At 60.8% G+C, this 19,628-nt stretch carries 18 protein-coding genes; 8 read left to right on the top strand and 10 right to left on the bottom strand.

Features of this window, described 5'->3' with window-relative positions; all coding sequences use genetic code 11:
• Window positions 1–66: 66 nt before the first annotated feature.
• The 5 genes from IEC33019_RS06495 to IEC33019_RS06480 all read right to left on the bottom strand — a co-directional run bounded on the left by IEC33019_RS06495 (window position 67) and on the right by IEC33019_RS06480 (window position 7,165).
• Window positions 67–630, bottom strand: coding sequence for a DUF4174 domain-containing protein (locus IEC33019_RS06495; RefSeq protein ID WP_070094023.1), 564 nt, complete (start codon window positions 628–630; stop codon window positions 67–69).
• Between the two features lie 262 nt (window positions 631–892).
• Window positions 893–2,485: an NEL-type E3 ubiquitin ligase domain-containing protein gene (locus IEC33019_RS06490; protein ID WP_172959803.1), complete on the bottom strand. Its 1,593-nt coding sequence runs from the start codon at window positions 2,483–2,485 to the stop codon at window positions 893–895.
• Window positions 2,431–3,438 (bottom strand): dermonecrotic toxin domain-containing protein, encoded by a 1,008-nt coding sequence (locus IEC33019_RS27515; protein WP_172959802.1) that lies wholly within the window; start codon window positions 3,436–3,438, stop codon window positions 2,431–2,433. The genes IEC33019_RS06490 and IEC33019_RS27515 overlap by 55 nt, the downstream gene beginning before the upstream one ends.
• 75 nt (window positions 3,439–3,513) lie before the next feature.
• Entirely contained in the window at window positions 3,514–5,874 is a 2,361-nt protein-coding gene (locus IEC33019_RS06485) for a DNA polymerase II (protein ID WP_070094047.1), read from the bottom strand.
• A 370-nt stretch (window positions 5,875–6,244) separates the two neighbouring features.
• On the bottom strand, window positions 6,245–7,165 hold the full coding sequence (locus IEC33019_RS06480; RefSeq protein WP_070094025.1) for a LysR substrate-binding domain-containing protein: 921 nt from the start codon (window positions 7,163–7,165) through the stop codon (window positions 6,245–6,247).
• Between the two features lie 154 nt (window positions 7,166–7,319).
• Here IEC33019_RS06480 and IEC33019_RS06475 point away from each other — a divergent pair, with 154 nt between their 5' ends.
• The 7 genes from IEC33019_RS06475 to IEC33019_RS06445 all read left to right on the top strand — a co-directional run bounded on the left by IEC33019_RS06475 (window position 7,320) and on the right by IEC33019_RS06445 (window position 12,658).
• A complete protein-coding gene (locus tag IEC33019_RS06475) occupies window positions 7,320–8,096 on the top strand; it encodes a YqcI/YcgG family protein (RefSeq protein WP_099593193.1) in 777 nt (258 codons plus the stop codon).
• A gap of 2 nt (window positions 8,097–8,098) precedes the next feature.
• Window positions 8,099–8,728, top strand: a complete 630-nt coding sequence (locus tag IEC33019_RS06470) for a LysE family translocator (RefSeq protein WP_070094027.1) — start codon at window positions 8,099–8,101, stop codon at window positions 8,726–8,728.
• Between the two features lie 39 nt (window positions 8,729–8,767).
• Window positions 8,768–9,862 carry a hypothetical protein gene (locus IEC33019_RS06465; RefSeq protein ID WP_070094028.1) on the top strand — a complete coding sequence of 365 codons (1,095 nt, stop codon included), beginning with the start codon at window positions 8,768–8,770 and terminating at the stop codon, window positions 9,860–9,862.
• A 193-nt stretch (window positions 9,863–10,055) separates the two neighbouring features.
• The gene (locus IEC33019_RS06460) at window positions 10,056–10,718 is read left to right on the top strand and encodes a hypothetical protein (protein WP_070094048.1); all 663 of its coding nucleotides are present in this window, start codon (window positions 10,056–10,058) and stop codon (window positions 10,716–10,718) included.
• Window positions 10,719–10,815: 97 nt separating this feature from the next.
• The gene (locus IEC33019_RS06455; protein ID WP_070094029.1) at window positions 10,816–11,517 is read left to right on the top strand and encodes an AzlC family ABC transporter permease; all 702 of its coding nucleotides are present in this window, start codon (window positions 10,816–10,818) and stop codon (window positions 11,515–11,517) included.
• Complete coding sequence (locus IEC33019_RS06450) at window positions 11,514–11,828, top strand: AzlD domain-containing protein (protein WP_070094030.1); 315 nt, start codon at window positions 11,514–11,516, stop codon at window positions 11,826–11,828. The genes IEC33019_RS06455 and IEC33019_RS06450 overlap by 4 nt, the downstream gene beginning before the upstream one ends.
• On the top strand, window positions 11,825–12,658 hold the full coding sequence (locus tag IEC33019_RS06445; RefSeq protein WP_070094031.1) for an AraC family transcriptional regulator: 834 nt from the start codon (window positions 11,825–11,827) through the stop codon (window positions 12,656–12,658). The genes IEC33019_RS06450 and IEC33019_RS06445 overlap by 4 nt, the downstream gene beginning before the upstream one ends.
• Window positions 12,659–12,674: 16 nt before the next feature.
• Here the strand turns inward: IEC33019_RS06445 and dinB are convergent, their stop codons facing one another.
• From dinB to speD, 5 genes are read right to left on the bottom strand one after another with little or no spacing between them, the layout of a single operon-like run.
• The gene (gene dinB, locus IEC33019_RS06440) at window positions 12,675–13,763 is read right to left on the bottom strand and encodes a DNA polymerase IV (RefSeq protein WP_244509789.1); all 1,089 of its coding nucleotides are present in this window, start codon (window positions 13,761–13,763) and stop codon (window positions 12,675–12,677) included.
• Window positions 13,756–15,852 (bottom strand): ornithine decarboxylase, encoded by a 2,097-nt coding sequence (locus IEC33019_RS06435; protein WP_070094032.1) that lies wholly within the window; start codon window positions 15,850–15,852, stop codon window positions 13,756–13,758. Before IEC33019_RS06435 ends, dinB begins: the two co-directional genes overlap by 8 nt.
• Window positions 15,830–17,050: an MFS transporter gene (locus IEC33019_RS06430; protein ID WP_070094033.1), complete on the bottom strand. Its 1,221-nt coding sequence runs from the start codon at window positions 17,048–17,050 to the stop codon at window positions 15,830–15,832. Before IEC33019_RS06430 ends, IEC33019_RS06435 begins: the two co-directional genes overlap by 23 nt.
• A gap of 15 nt (window positions 17,051–17,065) precedes the next feature.
• Window positions 17,066–18,472 carry a coproporphyrinogen-III oxidase family protein gene (locus tag IEC33019_RS06425; RefSeq protein WP_070094034.1) on the bottom strand — a complete coding sequence of 469 codons (1,407 nt, stop codon included), beginning with the start codon at window positions 18,470–18,472 and terminating at the stop codon, window positions 17,066–17,068.
• Window positions 18,456–18,908 (bottom strand): adenosylmethionine decarboxylase, encoded by a 453-nt coding sequence (speD, locus tag IEC33019_RS06420; RefSeq protein WP_280140322.1) that lies wholly within the window; start codon window positions 18,906–18,908, stop codon window positions 18,456–18,458. The genes IEC33019_RS06425 and speD overlap by 17 nt, the downstream gene beginning before the upstream one ends.
• Window positions 18,909–19,382: 474 nt before the next feature.
• Here speD and IEC33019_RS06415 point away from each other — a divergent pair, with 474 nt between their 5' ends.
• Window positions 19,383–19,610: a hypothetical protein gene (locus tag IEC33019_RS06415; RefSeq protein WP_043206911.1), complete on the top strand. Its 228-nt coding sequence runs from the start codon at window positions 19,383–19,385 to the stop codon at window positions 19,608–19,610.
• The last annotated feature ends 18 nt before the right edge of the window (window positions 19,611–19,628 follow it).

Here is a 19,628-nt window from a genome sequence, read left to right as displayed (position 1 = left end):
TGAGGCTGGATGGCGTGGGATCACACAGGCAAGGCGCCACCCCCTCCGGCGCCTTGCCTGTGCCGATCAATCCTCCAACGGCTTGGGCGGTGCAGCCGGCTTGGCGGGCTTGGCCGGCTTGCTGTCCTTGCCCTTGGACTTGGGCTCGGCGGGCGTGGAGGCGGCCACCGGCTCCGGCGCGCTGACGGCCTTCTCGCTGGCAGGCAGTTCATCCACCGCCTTGATGATCGTCTGCGGATCGACCTTCTCGCCGCTGTCGTCATCCTTGAGTACATGCCGCTCACCATCCTTGCCCACCAGGATCACCTTGGTGCCTTTGCTGGCGCCGAGCTTGAGCTCGCGAATCAAGGCCATGGTGGTCTGTTGTTCGAGGTTCTTGTCCTCACGCTTGCCCATCATGTTGGCCACGCTGTACAGCACCAGGCTGCGCTCCTTGAAGGCGGCCTGGGTGGCGGGGTCCTGGAGGGCCTCGTTCAAGCCGCGCAAGGTCGGGTCGGCGCTGCTGGGTGCGATGATGACCAAGGGCCTTGCCTTGCCCAGTTCCTTGGCCAACGGAGCATCACTGTCCGCGGCAAACACAGGGCCTGCGAGGACAAGCAGAGTGGCGAGGGTCAGTGACCGGACGAGCATGCGCATCTCCTTATTTCTCGATAATTCAAAGACTACAGATCATGGAGAAAGATCCGACGTGCGAGCCTAAACCACCTCACAAGCCAGGTGACAAGGCGAAAGGTAACTGGCCATTACCAGCAGCGCGTCAAACCAGGCTTGCGACTTCTGCAGAAAACGCCGGTCCCCGAACTGAGCATAGTCCAAAGCCACCCAGGCAGCGCAGGCGCTGGCAACGCCCGCGAAGGGCTGCATCGCAGCCCATCATTTGGTACTGCATGTTTCATCGGGCATCGATAGCGGTATCGACCGGGGCCGTGTCCAGCGCTCGGTTGGTCAGGACACGCATCTCGTATCGCTCATCCGCCTTCTGCAGCGTCTGGGTCTGTTTCATCTTGGCTTCGATCTGCTCTACCTGTCGTTGCAGCGCCTGGGCCGACACCCCCTGCGCCTGGGCATCGCGCTGGGTCAGCGCATCCCGTTGTGCCGTCAGCCGCTCGAGCTGCTGATGATGCCGCGCGTTGCATTGGTCGAAATGCGCGCGATTGACCACCAACAGATGTTCGCGCCAGAAATCCTGATCCACCATCCACCCGACCAATGCCTCCTGTTGTTCTGCGGCGCGTACTTGGGTGCGGATCCGGTCCACCCGTGCCGGATCCAGCTGGGCATACTCAGGGAACGCCATTTCGCTCGCCTCGATGGGCAAATCCAGTGAGCCACGCAACGCCTGTCGATAGCCCAGCATCACCTCCACCTCATCAAGCGGGGTCCCGCTGTCGGCCTGGGCCCGCAGAAAGCTGAAGACATGATGCTCGACCTGGGCCAGGCGCCACAGCCGCCGTCCCAGCCCAAGCAATGCCTGCGTCGTGGCGCCCTGCTCGGTGCCAGCCTGGGCCTTGGCCTGGATCGCCAACATCCGCACCTCGAGGTTGGTAAAGCGCAGTGCCACGCTGTCCTGGCAGGTCAGGTCATCGTCGGCATGGGTGAACAACTCCATCCTAAGATCAGCCTGCTCGTGCATGTTCTGCAGCATGTTCAGCACACGCATGGCCAGTACCTTCGGTTGCTGCTGGAAGTCCGCGGTATCGAGCAGCCTGCGCAGAAGCGTCATCATCCCACCCGAGCCCTCGACAGCCTCGATCGAGTGCCACAGTTCGAGCATTCGGTCCCGGTCGGCACCTGCAGCGGCGCCACTCCAGGCCACGGCATGGGTATTGGCGCCTCGGACCGACTGGAACGCCACACGCAAGGCCTGCACATCGTCCTCGGCCAGCGGATTGCCCATCAACAGCACGCGATGCCTGAGCCACAGCGGTGCCTGGTGGAATATCGGCGGAATCCGACTGATTCGATTGTCGCTCAGGTCCGCATAGTCCAAGTCCGCGCACTCCAGCAATCCAGCGGGCAGCACATCGATGAAGGTATTGCGCAGGAGCAGTCGCCTGAGCCTGGCGAAGCCACTGACGGAAAACGAGCGACCCAGCGGATTGTGCGAAAGGTTGAGGTACTCCAGGCGTGAGCAGCGGGTCAGTTCCGAGATCTGGACGTCATCCAATACGACCCGGTTGTCGTACAGGTTCAGCTCGCGCAGGCGCGGCAGCTGATGCAGGCGTGCCGGCAGCCGGGAAAGCCGGTTGCCGCTGATGCGCAATATCCGAAGGTTGGGAAACGCCTGGAGGAAATACTCCGGCACATGCCCCAGATCCATGTCCAGAATTGCCAACTCGGAAACATGGGAGAAACTTCGGGTAGGCAGCGGCGGCAAGGCCCCCGGTCTCAGGCCGTTGAGTTCCAATCGATACTCCACCACCAGCGGACTCAGTGGCGGGCTGTCGTCGGTGACGCGTTTCCAGCATGCCAGCAATTGCCCCATGACCCTCCTGCGATCCGACCTTGCCAACAGCGCGGTGGTAGCGGCGAGCCAGGTATTGAGCGACTGCTCCAATGCCTGCAGCTCATGGCGAAGCTGACGAACCTCTGCCGCCATATCCCTGCCGGTGCGCTGCATTGCCACTTGCCAGGCGCTGACCTGAGCGTCGGTGTAGGTGGGATAGATCCGCCGCAGTTCAGGCGCTGCGGCTTCACGGGTGAAGCCTTGTCTTGCGGTTGATCGTTCGCGCACAGTTTGGCGATCAACGCCAGCTCTTGCTCATTCAGTCCCGCGCTGTACCGGGCCTTATAGGCATCGAGCAGCATGGCATGACGGCTCCAGTCAGCCAGCAACGACTGGACGGTCCACGTCGGTTTGTCATCTGTCACAAGCCCGCTCAGCACTTGGTCTAGATGCTGTTGGTAGGCGCTGCCAAGATCGAGCTCACGACACAACGTGGCAAACTCGGTTGCAGACGGTGCTTTGATCCCGCCCTGCCTGGCACTGGTCAGGCGATTGCCGCGCGGTTGCCCGTCCGCTTTGGTCTGTTCGACCGTGAAATTGCGCACTGCCGCCTCCAGCAGTGAACGCTTGTCGTATTGCAGCTTGGTCAGGTGGACGCCGACGGGCTGGGTGTTGATCACAGGTTCTGGATGCCCGCCGATAAAGCTCCATTGGTGAAGGTTGAACTGAGCTGAGTAACGCGTTCGCAAGGCCGCCTGCAGCTTGGATTTGATGAAGTCGTCCAGCGCCTCGATCCGCGCCAGCACGCGCTTGAGGTCCGAACGCAGTGCAATGCTTTTGCCCATCGCCTCACCGAGTAGGCGCAGTTGCTGGGGCGTTGCCGACTTCATCCACTGCGGTAGGCGTTCGGCGATGAAGCCGTCCTGAAAGGCGCGCTCCGCGCGCAGTAGCGCTGTTTCGTTCACGCCTTGACTGTCTTGCTCGCCGTCCATGTCCATCTCCTGGTTGTCTGGGAACGACGAGGCTAGGCGCCTGGTTTGGCATGTGGACGCTAGATAGCTACTACCTCAGAACAGCAGCAGTTGCCGACCGGTCAATGTGCCGAAGTCATCACCCACGAAGGGCAGGATCGCGTCGGCCACCGGCTGCAATTGACGTGACAGGTAGTGCTCGTGATCGATTGGCGAGTGCTGGTTTTCCAAGGGCTCGGGACCGGCCGTGGTGATGACGTAGCTGATCCAGCCGCCGTTCTGGTATTGCTGCGGGCGCCCCAGGCGGCTGTTGTACTCATCGGCCAGGCGCGCGGCGCGCACATGAGGGGGCACGTTGCGCTGGTAATCGGCCAGCGGGCGCCGCAGGCGTTTGCGATAGATCAGCAGCGTATCCTGCTCCCCGGCCAGGGTACGGCGCACAAAGTCGCGCACATAGTCCCGGTAAGGCTGGCCGCGGAAAATGCGCCCGTAGAGCTCCTGCTGGAACTGCCGCGCCAGCGGTGACCAATCGGTGCGCACCGACTCCAGGCCCTTGTAGACCATTTCTTCCTGGCCCTGCGCGCGGCGTACCAGGCCGGCGTAGCGCTTCTTGCTGCCCTCGTCGGTGCCACGGATGGTCGGCATGAGAAAGCGCCGGTAATGGGTTTCGAACTGCAACTCCAGGGCACTGTCCAGGCCCAGCGTGGCCTTCAGGTGCTGGCGCCACCAGTGATTCACCTCGGTCACCAGCTCGCGTCCGATACGCGCGGCGGCCTCTTCGCTGTGCGCCCCCTTGAGCCAGACGAACGTCGAGTCGGTGTCGCCATAGATCACATCGAAGCCACGGGCTTCGATGAGCGCCCGGGTCTGACGCATGATCTGGTGGCCGCGCATCGTGATCGACGACGCCAGCCGAGGGTCGAAGAACCGGCAGCCGCTGGAGCCCAGCACGCCGTAGAAGGCGTTCATGATGATCTTCAACGCCTGAGACAACGGCGCATTGCCGGCGCGCTTGGCCGCCTCCCTGCCCTGCCAGACCCGCTCGACGATCGCCGGCAGACTATGCCGGGTACGGGAAAAGCGCGCGCCACGAAAACCCTCCACCGAATGCGCATCGTCCGGCTGAGCCAGGCCCTCGACCAGCCCCACAGGATCGATCAGGAACGTGCGGATGATCGAGGGATACAGGCTCTTGTAATCGAGCACCAGCACCGAGTCGTACAACCCCGGCCGCGAGTCCATGACAAAGCCGCCAGGGCTGGCCTCCTCCGGACGGCTGCCCAGGTTCGGCGCCACATAGCCCTGCCGGTGCATGGGGGGAATGTACAGATGACAGAACGCCGCCACCGAACCGCCACTGCGGTCGACCGGCAAGCCGGTGACCGTGGCACGTTCCAGGAGGAATTCCAGCAGTCGGGTGTGGGCGAAGATACGCGTGACCAGCTCGCAGTCCTTGAGGTTGTAGCGCGCAAGTGCGGGCTTGTCCTCTGCGAACATGCGATTGATTTCGTCCATGCGCTGGTAGGGCGAATCGATGGCCTTGCCTTCGCCCAGCAGGGTCTGGGCGACACTTTCGAGGCTGAACGAAGGGAAGCTCCAGGTGGCCGAGCGCAGCGACTCGATGCCGTCGATCAACAGTCGGCCCGGGGCATCGGCAAACACGTGGTTGCGGCCGCCATGGGTGCGCAAGGTCAGGGGTGCACCGTTGCGCCCCAGGGCCAGCGGCACTTGCAGGCGCGCGGCATGTTCATGCAACAGGCGCAGGTCGAACTGCACCAGGCTCCAGCCGATGATCGCGTCAGGGTCATGGCGAGCGAACCATTGGTTGAGGCGCTCGAGCAACTGGGCGCGGTTGTCGCAATACTCAAGATCGAAGTCCACGGCGCTTGCATCGCCGTTGGCTGGGCCGAGCATGTAGACCTGGCGCTGGCCACAGCCTTCCAGGGCAATGCTGTAGAGTTCGCCGCGCTCGCTGGTCTCGATGTCCAGCGACACCAGGCGCAGCGCCGGGCGGTAGTCAGGATCGGGTTTGAGGTGGGCATCGCAGATCACACCCTGGGCATCGGCCAGGCCGCTGAACAGCACCGGGGCGGTGATGAAGCGCTCCATCAGGTAACGCTCCGGTGGGCGGATGTCAGCCTCGAAAACGTCGATGCCCGCGCCGCGCAGGCGCTGCTCAAGCTGCATCAGGTGGCGATGCTGGCGGCAGTACAGGCCCAGTACCGGGCGCTGGTCGAAATCGCGCAACCCCAAGGGCCGCAGCTCCACACCCTGTTCGGCCCCCAGCAGCGCCCGGACCCGTTCGGCCTGCTCGGCTGCAACGAAGGCCACCGACACCTGCGGTGCCAGGCGCAACTGCCGGGGCCCCTGGTCGGTGGCTAGCCAGAACTCGACGCAGGTGCCCTCGGGCGTGTCATGCCAATGGCGGGTGAGGACAAAGCCCTGCTGCAACTGCACTGCGTCGACCTCGATGATGTTCGTTGGCAAAGCGTCATTCTACAGTGCCGGGAGCGACTGTCCTGCATCGTGTCCACTTACCTTGGCGCCGCTGAACCCCGGCGTTTCAGATAAACGGCCCCTGCAGGCGCAGCGGCGCCGTTGAGAGCAGCCTGCAAGCCAAGGTCTTGTGTCGTTTGCACAGGCCAATTCGCGGGTAAACCCGCTCCCACAGGTTCTGCGTTGCTTTTGAGGATACCGCGGTCCTTGTGGGAGGTTCTGCGTTGCTTTGAGGACACCACGGTCCTTGTGGGAGCGGGTTTACCCGCGAAACAGGCGACGCGATGGGTGGACGGGCTTTGCCCGTCGCGGGAGGGGCGTACGCCGATCATCAGCCGTAGAGGTAGTCGATGTCCTTGTACGCCAGCGGCGGCACCTGGCTGAGCAGAAAGTCACGCAGCCGCTGCATCTGCCGCGCCTTGGGGCTGGCCTTGAGCCAGGTCATGTAATAGCCGTCGCCCGTGGCCACGGCGTGCTTGAACGGTGTCACCAGCCGGCCTGCCGCCAGGTCGGCGCTGACCAGCACCAGGTCGACCACGGAGATGCCCAGGCCCTGCTGGGCGGCCGAAATGCCTTGATCGAGCGTATCGAAGACCTGGCCCTGGTCGATGCTGATGTCATGGACGTCCAGCCGTGCCAGCCAGCGCCGCCAGTCGCGCCGATCCGGCGACGGGTGCAGCAGGTCGCAATGCTGCAGCGCCGACAGTGTCGGCTCCTCTGCCTGCAGATAGTCCGGATGACACACCGGAATCAGCCACTCATCGAACAGCTTGAGGCTCTCTACATCGGCGGCAAAGCGGCCATTGCCCAACAGGATCGCGCAGTCATAAGGCTCGGAGTAGAAATCCACGCTATCGATGTCCATCCAGACGCTCGACAACTGCACGCTGCAACTGTTGTCGACCTTCTTGAAACCATCCAACGCCCTGAGCAGCCAGCGCACGGTAAGGGTCGAGGGCGCCTTCAGGCGCAACGCATAGCGATCCTGGCGCAACAAGGCGCAGGCGTTTTCGATGATCTTGAAACCGACCTTGAGCTCCTGGGCCAACAATCGACCGTGCTCGGTCAGGCGCAGCTTGGGCCCGCGCCGTTCGAACAGGTCGCAGCCGAACATGGCCTCAAGCGTCTTGACGTGATGACTGACCGCGCCTTGGGTCAGGGCCAATTCCTGGGCCGCCCGGGTGAAGGAGCCGTAGCGTGAGGCCACTTCGAAAGCGCGCAAGGCGTGCAGTGCTTGAATCCGTTCCGACATGATCGCGCCCTAAGCATGAGTGAAACTAATAGTAGGTCATAGTTCCACACGTTTTACAACGTCAGGGGCATCTCAGAAAATGCTGTTAAATCACAAATTTATAACGGAAACCGCATACATCTTGCGCAGATGTCATTGAATCCTTGGGGATACCATGTTTACGGGTTATGGAAATTGCTATCGCTTGGATGCGCTAGAGCTGGCCGCTGAACATATCCAGGACAACCAACATTGGACATACCGAACCATCGCGCACTTTCGCGCCCTGCTCGCACACCCCGACTTTCCCTGCCTGTTTGGACGCAAGGCCGTCGCTGCCGGCACCTGCCATCTGGTGTTTGCCCGCGCGACGCAGCTGGCGGCGGACATCGCCCGGGGGCTTACCGATTACGTGAACACCCTGGAGCCGATTCCACTCAGGCAACGCATCGGCAACCCGCTGCTGGTGTTTCTCGAAACCCTGCCAGGTAGCACGCTGGCAGAACAGCAGGCGCTGGCTTGGTCAGTGCTGCAGCAAGTCCATGAACTCGACCCACAGCCCTGGCCTCACACGGTGCCGACCGATCCTCACGACAGTGACTGGTCGTTCTGCTTCGCGGGCATGCCGCTGTTCATCAACATGAATTTCCCGGCGCACCGGCAGATGAAAAGCCGCAACCTTGGCGCGCACATCGCCTTCGTCATCAACCCCAGGGAAAGCTTCGATGAAGTCGCCAGCGCCGCCACCGAGAGTGGCCGGCGCATCCGCGCACGCATTCGCCAGCGGGTTAGCCATTACAACGACGGCATCGTTCCCGACACCCTTGGCTTCTTCGGCCAAGACGACAACTTCGAATGGCGCCAGTACCAACTCCAGGAACCGGGCTCGCTCAACCCTTCGCGTTGCCCGTTCCATGCCCAGGCAATACCTGAAACCCTGATCGAGAACTGACCGTGAACACCGCACTCACCGCCACTTACGCCCTTACCGTCCTGCTGCTGATCGCCACCCCTGGCCCCGTCGTGGCATTGATCGTCAACACCGCGGCCGCCTCAGGCTCGCGCAAGGCGTTGTCCACTGCCGTCGGCACCAACTGGGCTTCGCTGGTACTGATCGGCGCCGCTGCCTGGATCATCATGACCAGCGCCGCCATCGACAAGGCCTGGCTCAGCGGCCTGAGCCTGCTGGGCTGCCTGTTCATCGCCTACATCGCCATCACGACCCTGCGCGAAGCGCTGCAGGCACCGGCGGCCGAGGCACCAGCGCCCGCCGCTGAACAGCCCGGGCGCGGCGGGCTGCTCCAGGGTTTCATGGTCGGCATCTCCAATCCCAAGGACATCATCTTCTTCATTTCCTTCTTCCCACAGTTCATCCAGATCACCGAATCGTTCGGCAAGAGCATGGTGGTGCTGTCGCTGCTGTGGATCGCCATCGATTTCGCCGTGCTCAGCCTATACATCTTCGCCATCGGCAAGATCGCCTCGCAACGCAGCAACCGCATCATCACCCTCGCCTCGGGTGTTGCCCTGCTGCTGATCGCCCTCGCCGGGCTGGGGTACAACATCAAAGAGCTGGCCGGCTGAGCCGCGCCACCTTCGACCTCGCGTGCCAAAGGAGCGCCCATGAGACCGATCGACCATGACACGAACGTCCAGGGCAGCCCTCTTCCCCTGCAGCAGGACTATCAACGCTTCCTGCTTCTGGGCAGCCGCCGCGCACCGCATACCCTTTACATGCACGAGCGAGGCTATCGCTCCGGCACCATCAACACCGACAGTCACGGCATGCGCTACAGCCATTGCGCCGACAAACGCTGCTCGGTGACCGAGCACAGCGGCGTCAAGCGGGTCAACCTGCTGGTCGGTGGTTCGACCACCCTGGGCATCGGCGCCAGTTCCGACAAGCACACGGTCGCTTCCTATCTGTCGGCGCTGACCGGCGAAGTCTGGCTGAGCCTGGCCGGCTGCGGCCTCAATGCCACCCAGGAACTGCTGATGTTCCTGACCCACCAGCATCGCTTCACGGAAGTCGGCCACGTGGTCGTGCTCAGTGGCCTGAATACCGTGGCACATGAGGCGCTGGGCGAAGTGCTGGCTGGCGATCACGAGCACGGGCACGCCTTGGCCTACCAAGACTTGCTCAACAGTTTCAACGAAGGTGTGCACACCGCCCATCCACCACGCGGCGATTCGCTCTGGCGCCGTCTGGGCCAGGCCCTGACACCTCGCAGGGAGGCAGCGGCCCCCGCCTGGACGCTGTCCGCCCCGGACAAACGCCTGGCCCGCGCGGCCGACACCATCGGCCGCAGCCTGCAGCAGTGGGACCGCCTGCTGGGCGGGGGCTATGCCACCCTTACGTTCATCCTCCAGCCTCTGCTGCCCTGGTGCCGGGAGGCCATCCCTCAGGACGAGCAGCTCATGCTCCAGAGCCTGCAACGCCAGCCGACGAACTTCGACCGCCTGCTGGCCGACGTCTTCGACAGCCAGTTGCACACGGACTTCTTTCGGCGCATCAAGCAGCAGGCGGCGGATGTGCCGTGCTATGACATGAACTGCATGCTCAGCAGTTGCGCGATGTTCGACCAACCGCTATTCGTCGACCGCCTGCACTTCAACGACCTGGGCAACAATGCCCTGGCCAAGGTCATCACCGCCAAGCTCGGGTTGGCCCAGGAAAAGCACGCCAATTATCGGACACCGCCCGTCAGGCTCATCTGACAAATCAGCATTGGCCTTTCGGCAGGTATCGTAGGGTGGCTAGAATACGGCGTCGTCGCTCCTGATTCGCTTGAGGTACATGCGTAATTGCCATGATGATCGAAGCCGTCCTGCCGTATCTGGCTGCCCCCCCTGGCCAGTCCGCCTGCGAGGCACGCCTGTGAACCGAGCCTTCTTCTGGTCGCCGTTGTTCATGGCGGTGCTGGCGCTCGACGCGCAAGCGCTGGAAGTAAAGATCGACCCCCATGCCGATCTGCTCTATCGCCAGGCCCTGCCGCTCCTGGAGCAAGCTGATCTCCAGGACGACAACCCCAGCCCCCTGCGCACCTCGGTCGGCAGCGACCCGGAGCTCAGCCGTCAGGGCCAGGCCATGGCCCGAACCCTGCCGACCGCCGTGGCCCTGCTGAAAAAATCGGTGGCACTCGACCACCCGGTCGCCCAGTACCGCTTGGCGTTGTACTACATGACCTATCTGCCAGCTGCGCAGATCCCCGACGCGGCCTGTCCGCTGCTCGAAGCCAGCCTGCAACAAGGGTTCGCACCTCCGGCACCCGCGATCGCGACCTGGTGCCCGCCCTACAACGCAAGCCCCGCCTACCGCCAGGCGCTGGAAGCGATCCCAAGCATGGCCACTCGCTATGCCGCCTATTACCCGCAGCCCGCGGTACGGCTGGCCTGCAATCGCAGCCATCCCCAGGGTCTGGAAATGCAATGGGGGCGCCAGCGGGACTACCAGGCCGAGGTCTATCGCCTGCTTGGCGACCTCGACCCCCAACATCGCCGGGCCTTGCTGCAAAAGGCGGTGGACATCAATGGCTGCGCAGCGGCCCAGCGCCACCTGACCAGCAAGCGCTGATCCAAGCGGGCAACGAGGGCCGGGCAGCAAGAACGTTCAAGCCACGCCCTCTGCGCTCTGGCATGCTGGCCTACCTTGTCGATTCATAGTCACCACCATGCCCTGCAGCCCACCTGTCGCCCGCCAAGCCTTCCTCCATGGCGCCATCGCCATCATGCCCCTGTCCCTGGCCGTGGCCCCTTGGGGCTTGCTCGCCGGTTCCATGGCCATCGAGGCCAACCTCAGCGCCTGGGAGGGCCAGGGGCTGTCTGCCATCGTCTTCGCCGGGGCCGCGCAGCTGGTTGCGATCGGCATGCTCAAGGGCGGTGCCAACCTGTTCTCGATCCTGCTCACCACTTTGCTGCTGACCTCCCAGCACCTGCTCTATGGGCTGACCATGCGCCCGGTGCTGTCCGGCCAGCCTTTGCGCTGGCGCCTGGGGCTGGGCTTTCTGCTCACCGACGAATTCTTCGCCTTGACCAGCCGCTACGACCAACAACAGTTCAACCGCTGGTACGCTCTGGGCGTCGGCCTGACGTTCTATGTGGCCTGGAACCTCTTCACCCTGGCCGGGATACTCCTCGGCCAGAACATCCCGCACCTGGACCAGCTGGGCCTGGACTTTTCCATTGTCGCCACCTTCGTCGCGCTGATCGCACCCTTGGTGCGCAACCTGCCGACAGTGGTGTGCGTGGCGGTATCGCTGCTGTGCTCGGTGCTGTTCAGTTACTGGCATTGGGAAACTGCCCTGGTCGCAGCTGGCCTGCTAGGCATGGCCGCCGGATTCGCATGCCAGAAACTCAGCGGAGGCCGCCCATGACCTGGTTGCTGATCTTCGCCATGGGCCTGGTGGTGTTCCTCAACCGCTACGCCTTCCTGGAACCCCGCCTGCCCCTGCGCCTGAGCTCCAATGCGCGGCAGTTCCTCGGTTTCGCGGTGCCAGGCATGCTGACGGCCATCTGCGGGCCGATCATCTTCCTGCCTGGGCATCAGCTGGACCTGAGCGTCACCAACCCCTACCTGCTCGGTTCGCTGGTGGCCATCGCCCTGGTGCTGTTGACCCGCAGCGTATTGCTGAGCATGCTGGTGAGCATGTTGATTTTCTTCATCCTGCGCAGCTGGCTGGCATGAGCACACCCCTGCGCGAACAAACCCACCTTTGGCAGGCCCCAGCACTGGGCGACGTCGAAATGCTGCACGCGCGGTATTTCCAACAGCGCTTCGCCCCCCACGTGCACGAAGGCTATGTGTTCACCGTGATCGAATCCGGCGCCCAGCGCTTCTGGCATCGCGGCAGCGAGCACCTGGCACCGGTGGGCAGCATGGTGTTGATCAACCCGGACGAGCTGCATACCGGGGCCACGGCCCACGAGGCGGGCTGGCGATATCGTGGCTTCTATCCCGAGCACGAGCGGGTCACTGGCGTGCTCGATGAGCTGGAACTGAGCCGGCATGGCATGCCGCACTTCAAGGACAGCGTGATCCAGGACCCTGCCCTGGCCACCCTGTTCAGCCAGTTGCACCAGCTCTCGGAGTCCGACGCCAGCGCCTTGGAGCAACAAACCGCGTGGCGCCAAGCGGTCCTGGCGCTGGTACAACGTCACGGCCACATCGCCGAGGCGCCTCTGCCCGGCAACGAACCGCTCGCCGTGGCCCGCGCTCGCGAACTGCTCGAAAGCCAGCTGGCCGACCCGCCCTCGCTCGAAGCCCTGGCCGCAGCGGTCAACCTCTCCCCCTTCCACTTCGCCCGGGTATTCCGCCAGGCCACCGGCCTGCCGCCCCACGCCTGGCTCAAGCAGCGCCGCCTGTCCCGCGCCCGAGAGCTGCTCAAGAGCGGCCTCCCCGCCTCAGAGGTCGCCTTCGCCCTGGGCTTTGCCGACCAGAGCCACCTCAGCCGGCAGTTCAAGCAGGCCTATGGCGTGACACCGGGGGCGTATCGGCAGGCGTGTCGGTTCGTTTAGCACCCGGTCAAACAGCTCAAAAAGGCAGCTCCAACTGCAGGCGGGTCAATACCTTGCGTCGCACCTTGACGGCAATGCCCACCAACCGCACTGCGCGCCCCTGGCGCTTGGTCTCCCAAAGCCGTCTGCACAGCCCCAGGAAGACCTCTGGCTCCAGGCCTTGTGCAGGGGTTTCGGTACTTGAGATGGAAAAATCGGAGAACTTGAGCTTGACCTGGTTCTTGACAATATGGTCGCCTTCATCCAACTCCGCGAGGCGTAATCGAAGTGCACTCATCAACGCCTCGAGCTCATCGGCGCACGCAGCGAAGTCTTCGCAATCACTTGCCAGGGTATGCTCCACACCCAGTGAACGAATTTCACTGGATTTTTCCTCATGCGTCTCCCGACCCTGACAGCGCTCCCATACATAAAAGCCATGCAAGCCCAGATAGCGCAACAAAGAAGGAATCAGCTCCTCAGTCACGTCTGCACATTGATAGCACCCAAGGCTCTCCAGAATTGCCCATGTCTTGGGGCCGACACCGGGAATCTTGCGAATGTCGAGGGTCGCGAGAAAGCCATCCACCTGTTCCGGAGCAATGACAAACTGCCCGTTGGGCTTGTTGATTTCGGAGGCTATCTTGGCCAGATACTTCAACGGAGCGACGCCTGCCGAGGCAGTCAGCCCGAGTTCACGCCGAATGCTCGACCTGATCTGCTCGGCCATGTACGTAGCCGAGCCGTTGCAATGAGGTTGGCCAGAAACATCCAGCGTGGCTTCATCAAGAGAAAGAAACTCGACGCTCGACGTATACCGACGAAAGATCCCGTCCAGCTTGCGCGTCACCTCCTCATAACGCTCGAAACGCACCGGAAGCAATATCAGCTCAGGACACAGACGCTGGGCCGTGGCCGTCGCCATGCCGCTCTTTACGCCGAACTGCCTGGCGATATAGCTGGCCGTGCTGATCACGCCCCGCTCAATCGCCCGACCACCCACCGCAACCGGACGTGCGGACAACCAGGGTGCGTCAAGCAACTCCACCGAGACAAAGAACGAATCCATATCGACATGAATGAACTTGCGCACCGAGGGAGCGAAAGTTTCATCGATATCAATCAAGAATGAACACCCCAAACGAGATAGTTCCGTCGGCGTTTTCGATTGTGTGCACACCCTGTATGTGTGGCGCAAAACTGGGATGCAGGTTGGTCAAGGTTTCGACCGCAAGCAGGTAATCGATCAACGCAGCCGTCCAACGCTCGCCAGGGGCGATGCAGACCACACCTGGCGGATAGGGTATGACACCTTCGGCCGCGACCTTTCCGAGCACATCCGCCACCTTTTGCAACACGGCTTCGCCCCTTACAAACTGTTGGTTCGCCGCCTGGGGAGAGCGGTCAGCAATGGCCAGGTCAACGGCGCTGAAAATATCTGCCTGCCGTTGTTCCACTTCAAACGACCTGTACAGCCTATTGATCGCTTCACACAGCCCGTTCAACGACATTCCTTCATATCGCACCCCTTCACCACGCAACGATGGCAGCACATCCCACACAGGTGTGCGGGCAAGCAAATGAGCCTCGAACGCCTCCAGGCAGTGGACCAACCTATTCAGATCAGCCCTCACGCTGGAGGGTGACATTAATAAGGTGAAGTTGTAGAAATCTGCTTTTTCCGGCGTAAAGTCGTTCTCTCGAAGGTACTGAGTCACGATGCAGGCTGGCACATCGATACCTGGACCTCCTGGACCGACCTGATCACGGGTCAGGAAGATCACCTTGCATGGGTCCAGATAATGTAGACCCGGCTCCAGCCCCCCCTCACCGGCGCGACCCATCCCTCTGTACGGCTGCGGTGCATCGTCTTTGCCCAGCAAGAATAAGGGCTTGAACAATCGGCACTGACGCAGCACCTGATAGCGCAACGCTTCGGCGACTCGAGTCACCTCCTGCCATTGCCGCTCACCTTCCCCGTCGGCCAACATTGCCGCGTTGACCTCCAGAGACATGAAGAGAGGGTACGAAGGGCTGGTCGATGCGTGTTGCATGAAGGCGCTATTGAAAACCTGGTTCGAGCAGTACCGGGGCTGCCCCAGCAAGTGGCGGTCTTTCTTGTGGATCTGCGAGGTCTGGGAAAGCCCAGCCATCTGCTTATGCACCGACTGCGTCACCAAGATTCCCGGTGAGTCCTCGCGCAAAGGCACGGCCAAAGGTGAAAGTCGGGCCAGCTGCGCAACGAAAGGCTCATAGCCCGACCAGGCGGCATCGAACAGGACGTAGTCACAAAGGTGGCCGATGCGCTCCAGCAATGCTGCAGCATCGACGATCACCCCATCACAGGTGGCATGCTGGACAATTGCCAGGCGAAACGGTCGGGCTTGTCTGGCCCGCGTCTTGTCGATGGCTGCCGCCTTGCGCCGCAGAAGCGTCTCATCCAGTGTGCCAGGGCGATAACCGCCCAGAATGCCCCGCTCGTCCCGGACGTTCTCCAGGTAGACAGGCACCGACCCGCACTGTACCAAAGCGCCAAGAAATACCGATTTATGGTTGTTCCTGTCCATCAGCACCAAGTCCGCGCTCGTTAGCAGGGCGCTGGCAACAACCTTGTTGGCCGTCGAGGTTCCATTGAGCACGAACCAGGTGTGGTCAGCGCCAAAAACCTTCGCCGCTAATTGCTCCGCTTCAAGGACCGGCCCCTGATGACACAACACGTCGCCAAGCTCAGGTGCGGCGTGAGGGACATCCACGCTGAAAATACCGTCACCTAGCAAACGCCGCAGACGCACCCCTGCCGGGTGCAACTCAAGGCCACTGCCCCCCTGGTGCCCAGGACAGGCGAACGTAGGCCTGCGCCTGGCGCCGAACGCGGCAACTGCCCGGGTAAACGGTGGCAGCGACCGTTGCTCGTAGGCCTCGGCCGAGGCTCTCACTCGCTTTTGATCGTGGATGGACAAGGGCTGTGGCAACCAAATCGCTTCCAGGTCCTTATAAAGATCATCAAAGGTTGGACCATCTGGCTCACCAACCAGGAAAAGTGGCAGTTGCCACCGCCTTACCGCCTGCGTGACCTGTTCAGTCAATGCATCCTTCGGCGTCAGGACCAATGCAGACGCACCGGCCAGGTTTTCATGCGCTGTCAGGCAAGTTACCTCGGTGCCTTCCCATCCCGCTGTATCGATAACAGCACTATGCACGATCCTGATGCTCATCCGGAGCTCCTTTCTTGATATTCCAGCGCAGGGGCGCGACAACCAGCATGAACGTCATCCCAACGAAGGTGGCCGGGCCGACCAGGAAATAGACGACGCTGGCAATCAACCCTGAAAAGGCATCACCGATTACTGCAGTGAAGTAGTACAGCGAGAAGTTGCGCCCGACCTCCTGCTCGTTCGACAAGCATTGGATATTGGTCACGATGGCAATATCGACAAAGGCGCCGATGAACCCCACAAAGAACAGTACCAACAGGAACAGCCAGGTGTTGAACTGAAGCGCCACGGCAGCGATGAAGAACAATGCGCCATATAGCCCCCAATAGCGCAACACAAGACGCGCCGAGGTGTGTCGATTGAACCTGGTGTAGAGCAGGCCGCCCAGCACGGTACCCGTGGCCAGCAGCGAGAAAACGTAGCCAACCGCCGCCTCCGAGGAGAACCGCTCAAGTACCGATGCCGGGAGGATGAAGCGTATGACGGAAGTGGCGAACATCGCGCAAAAGGTCGTGCAACAAATCACTGCATATAGCGGTGCATTGCATGCACGCATATGACCGACACTGCGTACGGCATCACGCACCAGCGCCATGCCATCGAAGGCCGCCGCTTTCGGCTTTCCAACCGCAGGCAACCTGGCCAGACTGGCTGCCGACAACAGCAGGAAAACTGCAAAGAACAGGAAAGTCGCCTCACTGGCGTAAAGCAACGCCACAGCCGAGAACACCAGCGGTCCAAGGATCGACGACATATCCTCGACCACCTGTACGCCGCTGTTGACCGAAGGCAGTTCGTCCCGCTCGACGATGTCGGGGAAATAGGCACGAAACGTTGGTACATAGAGGCAATCCAGCGCCGTCATGACCATCGCAGCAAGGGTAACTACAACCAATGGCGGCTCGGAAAAGGAGAACAATGCAAAGAACACCAATGCCAAAGCCCCTTTGGTGAGCTCCACCCACACTAAGGTGCGTCTGCGTTCACTATGGTCAGCAAACCAGCCACCCATCGGTGAAAAAACCATGCTGGGGAGGTAGCGAAAGAAGTACACCAGGCCAATCAACAGCAGGTCTGCGTCGACCATCGACACCACCACCACGGCAAAGGCTGTTTCGAAGGCAAATTCACCGCATTTGGAAAAGAAGTAGCCGGTCGCCAGCGCTCGGGTACCCGCATTCAAGTTCAATCCACGCATGCCGCTTCGCCTTCCCTAAGCCGTCACATAGATCAGTTCGTCTTCACTGATGTCCCGCCCTGGCGTGTCGAGACGCTCGTAGACCAAGCGCTTGAGCACATTCTGCTCACTCTCGGGAATCAGATAGAACATGAGATTGCTATACCAGAGCCAACCCAACCGGGTCAGTTCATACGCATGGGGCTGGTCCTCGACGAGGCCGGCATTGATCAACGCGTTCAACCGCGCCATCAACCCCGCAGGCATCCGGTCAAGTTCGATCAAAGACTTCTCGGCCCTGCCGTGGTATGGCAAGCGCAGCACCAGTGGTTTGACCGCATCCAGCACAGGATCGTGCTCGCTGACCCGGCACACGCACTCTCCTGCCAACATCCGGTGAATGTATTGCTCTCGTAACGAAGTATTCGTGATGACATTTCCCGCCACCGAAGAGATGGCGTTGACACCAAACCCAAGTATGTCGTGGCTTGCATAGCCATACACATGTTCGTGATAGACGAACGCGTAGCGACGACTTAACAACTGTCCCTGCTCGGTTGGCATCCGCACGTAACCATGGCCGTTGTAGGGCACATAGCCTTTTTGCCGCAGGTGCTCATCGAACATGAGTTTCATGTTCAGCTTGCGCAGAGCCGGCATCACATCCGTAAAGCGCGCCTTGATTGACTTGTGTAATTTGACCGAGGTGGCTGCGTTGTTGATTGGGTAAATATCAAGATTGCTCACTCCCAACTCGATGGCCTTGTCGATGTCAGCCAAGGTTTGCCGCTCACTGCTGCCGTTCATGCCGTAGAGGATGTCGCACAGCACGTGGTCGAAGCCTGAGACCAGTCGCCCGACCGCCTGCTCTACCTGCCCTATGTCTTCCACCAGATTGAACAGCCGGCGCCATTGCGGGTCGATCGTCTGCAGGCCGACACGGGCATGGCTCACACCGATGTCGGCAAGCGCGCTCACCCGTTCGGGGGTAACGCTACCGACGTGGCACTCAAAGGAAAACTCCTCGACAGCGGCCATGTCGAAATGACGGTGCAACGCCTCGCCGATCTCGTAAATATTGCGCGGTGAAAGTAACGACGGCGTCCCCCCACCAAAGAAGACCGCACGCACAGGAATCGCACGCAAATCCATAAGCTCTGCCTTGTACTCGAGCTCACGTAAAAGCGCTTGGGTATAGCGGTCGATGGCTTGGCTGTCTTTGTACAAGCCACGGGTAAAGGGGCAAAAAGTGCAGATCGACTCGCAGAATGGGATATGGAAGTACAACGCCCGCGAACGCGCATGATCATTGGCACCCTGGAGCAGCGTCGCCAACTGCCGACGGGACGGCGAATAAGTGTTCAACGCCTGCGAAGGAAAGAAAAAATTATAAAGCGGAAACTGGTAATCAAACTTGATAAATCCATTATCGACAAGCCTCATCACAGCACTCCTTATCTATCGCCAAACCACTCCCGCGCCGTAGCGTCCGACAGTTGACATTGACGTGATCGCCAAAGAATCGTCTGATACCTCTATTGATTGACGCATTGCTCTTGCCACAGGTGTAGACATCGATACTGATGTAACTATTCTCGGGATAGGTATGGTAAGAAAGATGAGATTCGGAAAGCAGGAACAAACCCGTCACGCCTTCTCCACCCAACACGAATTTGTGTACCAGATCGTCTATTACCGTAAAGCCTGACGATAACAACACGGCATGAAAGAACCGATGCAACGCCTGTTCGTCACGCAACACAGCGGAACTGGCACCCGTGATGTCCCAGATCGTGTGATAACCGAAATCCTCCATGACCAGAGCTCCCTCCGTTGAAGAAAAAGAGAGGCGATCAATGATCGCCTCTGCTGCATTCACCACATGCAGACGCCATTGCCAATTACACCAACGATATCGACTTTGAACATATGAATTGCTGATTTCATGTCAAACATCCTCTCTAGCACTTGATGATTTTTATTTTCCCAGCAATGACCGGGCAAATAAACCGTAGTTTGACAAGCCCATGAAAACAACATGAGAGCACAACTAACCTGTAACAGGAAATATCATGAAGCCAAACTTGTATGAAACTTCCCACACACACAAAATGTTGTAAACAACATCTGCCACACCAACTCCAACAGACGCCTCGCACTCCGATCAAGACCAATATAGAGAGGATGAAGACCGTCTTACCCCAGCCGTGTTTATATGCCATTCAATGGATAAGCAGTAGTTGTGCATCGCGCGATACGTGAGGGTACTGATGCGCAATGGGTACCCAGCCCCCACGTCAGGCAGGAACCCCAACCCCTGCTACACTGAGAGGGCTGAACGGAGGATCCTGCCATGTCCGATAGAGAGCTCACCACCCTCCTGACGCTGATGAACCAGCGCCAAGCCTGTCTGAGCAGTGCCTGCAAGGAGATTGCCGACTGGATCGACCGGCAAGGCGATGTGCCCGCGGCTGGCAAGATCCGCGCCAGCCTCAAGGCTCTGGAGGCCGAAGACGCCCAGGTACGCAAGACCTTGACCTCGCTGACCATCGAGCGACCGTTGCCAAGGTTTCGTAGCTGAGCAGTATCCGTAATGTCG

Source organism: Pseudomonas putida (assembly GCF_002741075.1).
Taxonomy (GTDB): domain Bacteria; phylum Pseudomonadota; class Gammaproteobacteria; order Pseudomonadales; family Pseudomonadaceae; genus Aquipseudomonas; species Aquipseudomonas putida_T.
The sequence above is the reverse complement of the archived record's forward strand: the minus strand, read 5'-3'. Positions and strand labels throughout refer to the sequence as shown.

Bases quoted from the DNA above. Each gene is read 5' to 3' on its own strand.
- IEC33019_RS06445 (WP_070094031.1), top strand. From the start codon at position 11,825: ATGAGCACACCCCTGCGCGAACAAACCCACCTTTGGCAGGCCCCAGCA.
- IEC33019_RS06490 (WP_172959803.1), bottom strand. From the start codon at position 2,485: ATGGGGCAATTGCTGGCATGCTGGAAACGCGTCACCGACGACAGCCCG.
- IEC33019_RS06480 (WP_070094025.1), bottom strand. From the start codon at position 7,165: ATGTCGGAACGGATTCAAGCACTGCACGCCTTGCGCGCTTTCGAAGTG.
- IEC33019_RS06425 (WP_070094034.1), bottom strand. From the start codon at position 18,472: ATGAGGCTTGTCGATAATGGATTTATCAAGTTTGATTACCAGTTTCCG.
- IEC33019_RS06495 (WP_070094023.1), bottom strand. From the start codon at position 630: ATGCTCGTCCGGTCACTGACCCTCGCCACTCTGCTTGTCCTCGCAGGC.
- IEC33019_RS27515 (WP_172959802.1), bottom strand. From the start codon at position 3,438: ATGGACGGCGAGCAAGACAGTCAAGGCGTGAACGAAACAGCGCTACTG.
- IEC33019_RS06455 (WP_070094029.1), top strand. From the start codon at position 10,816: ATGCCCTGCAGCCCACCTGTCGCCCGCCAAGCCTTCCTCCATGGCGCC.
- IEC33019_RS06430 (WP_070094033.1), bottom strand. From the start codon at position 17,050: ATGCGTGGATTGAACTTGAATGCGGGTACCCGAGCGCTGGCGACCGGC.
- IEC33019_RS06435 (WP_070094032.1), bottom strand. From the start codon at position 15,852: ATGAGCATCAGGATCGTGCATAGTGCTGTTATCGATACAGCGGGATGG.
- IEC33019_RS06475 (WP_099593193.1), top strand. From the start codon at position 7,320: ATGTTTACGGGTTATGGAAATTGCTATCGCTTGGATGCGCTAGAGCTG.
- IEC33019_RS06415 (WP_043206911.1), top strand. From the start codon at position 19,383: ATGTCCGATAGAGAGCTCACCACCCTCCTGACGCTGATGAACCAGCGC.
- IEC33019_RS06450 (WP_070094030.1), top strand. From the start codon at position 11,514: ATGACCTGGTTGCTGATCTTCGCCATGGGCCTGGTGGTGTTCCTCAAC.
- IEC33019_RS06460 (WP_070094048.1), top strand. From the start codon at position 10,056: ATGGCGGTGCTGGCGCTCGACGCGCAAGCGCTGGAAGTAAAGATCGAC.
- IEC33019_RS06465 (WP_070094028.1), top strand. From the start codon at position 8,768: ATGAGACCGATCGACCATGACACGAACGTCCAGGGCAGCCCTCTTCCC.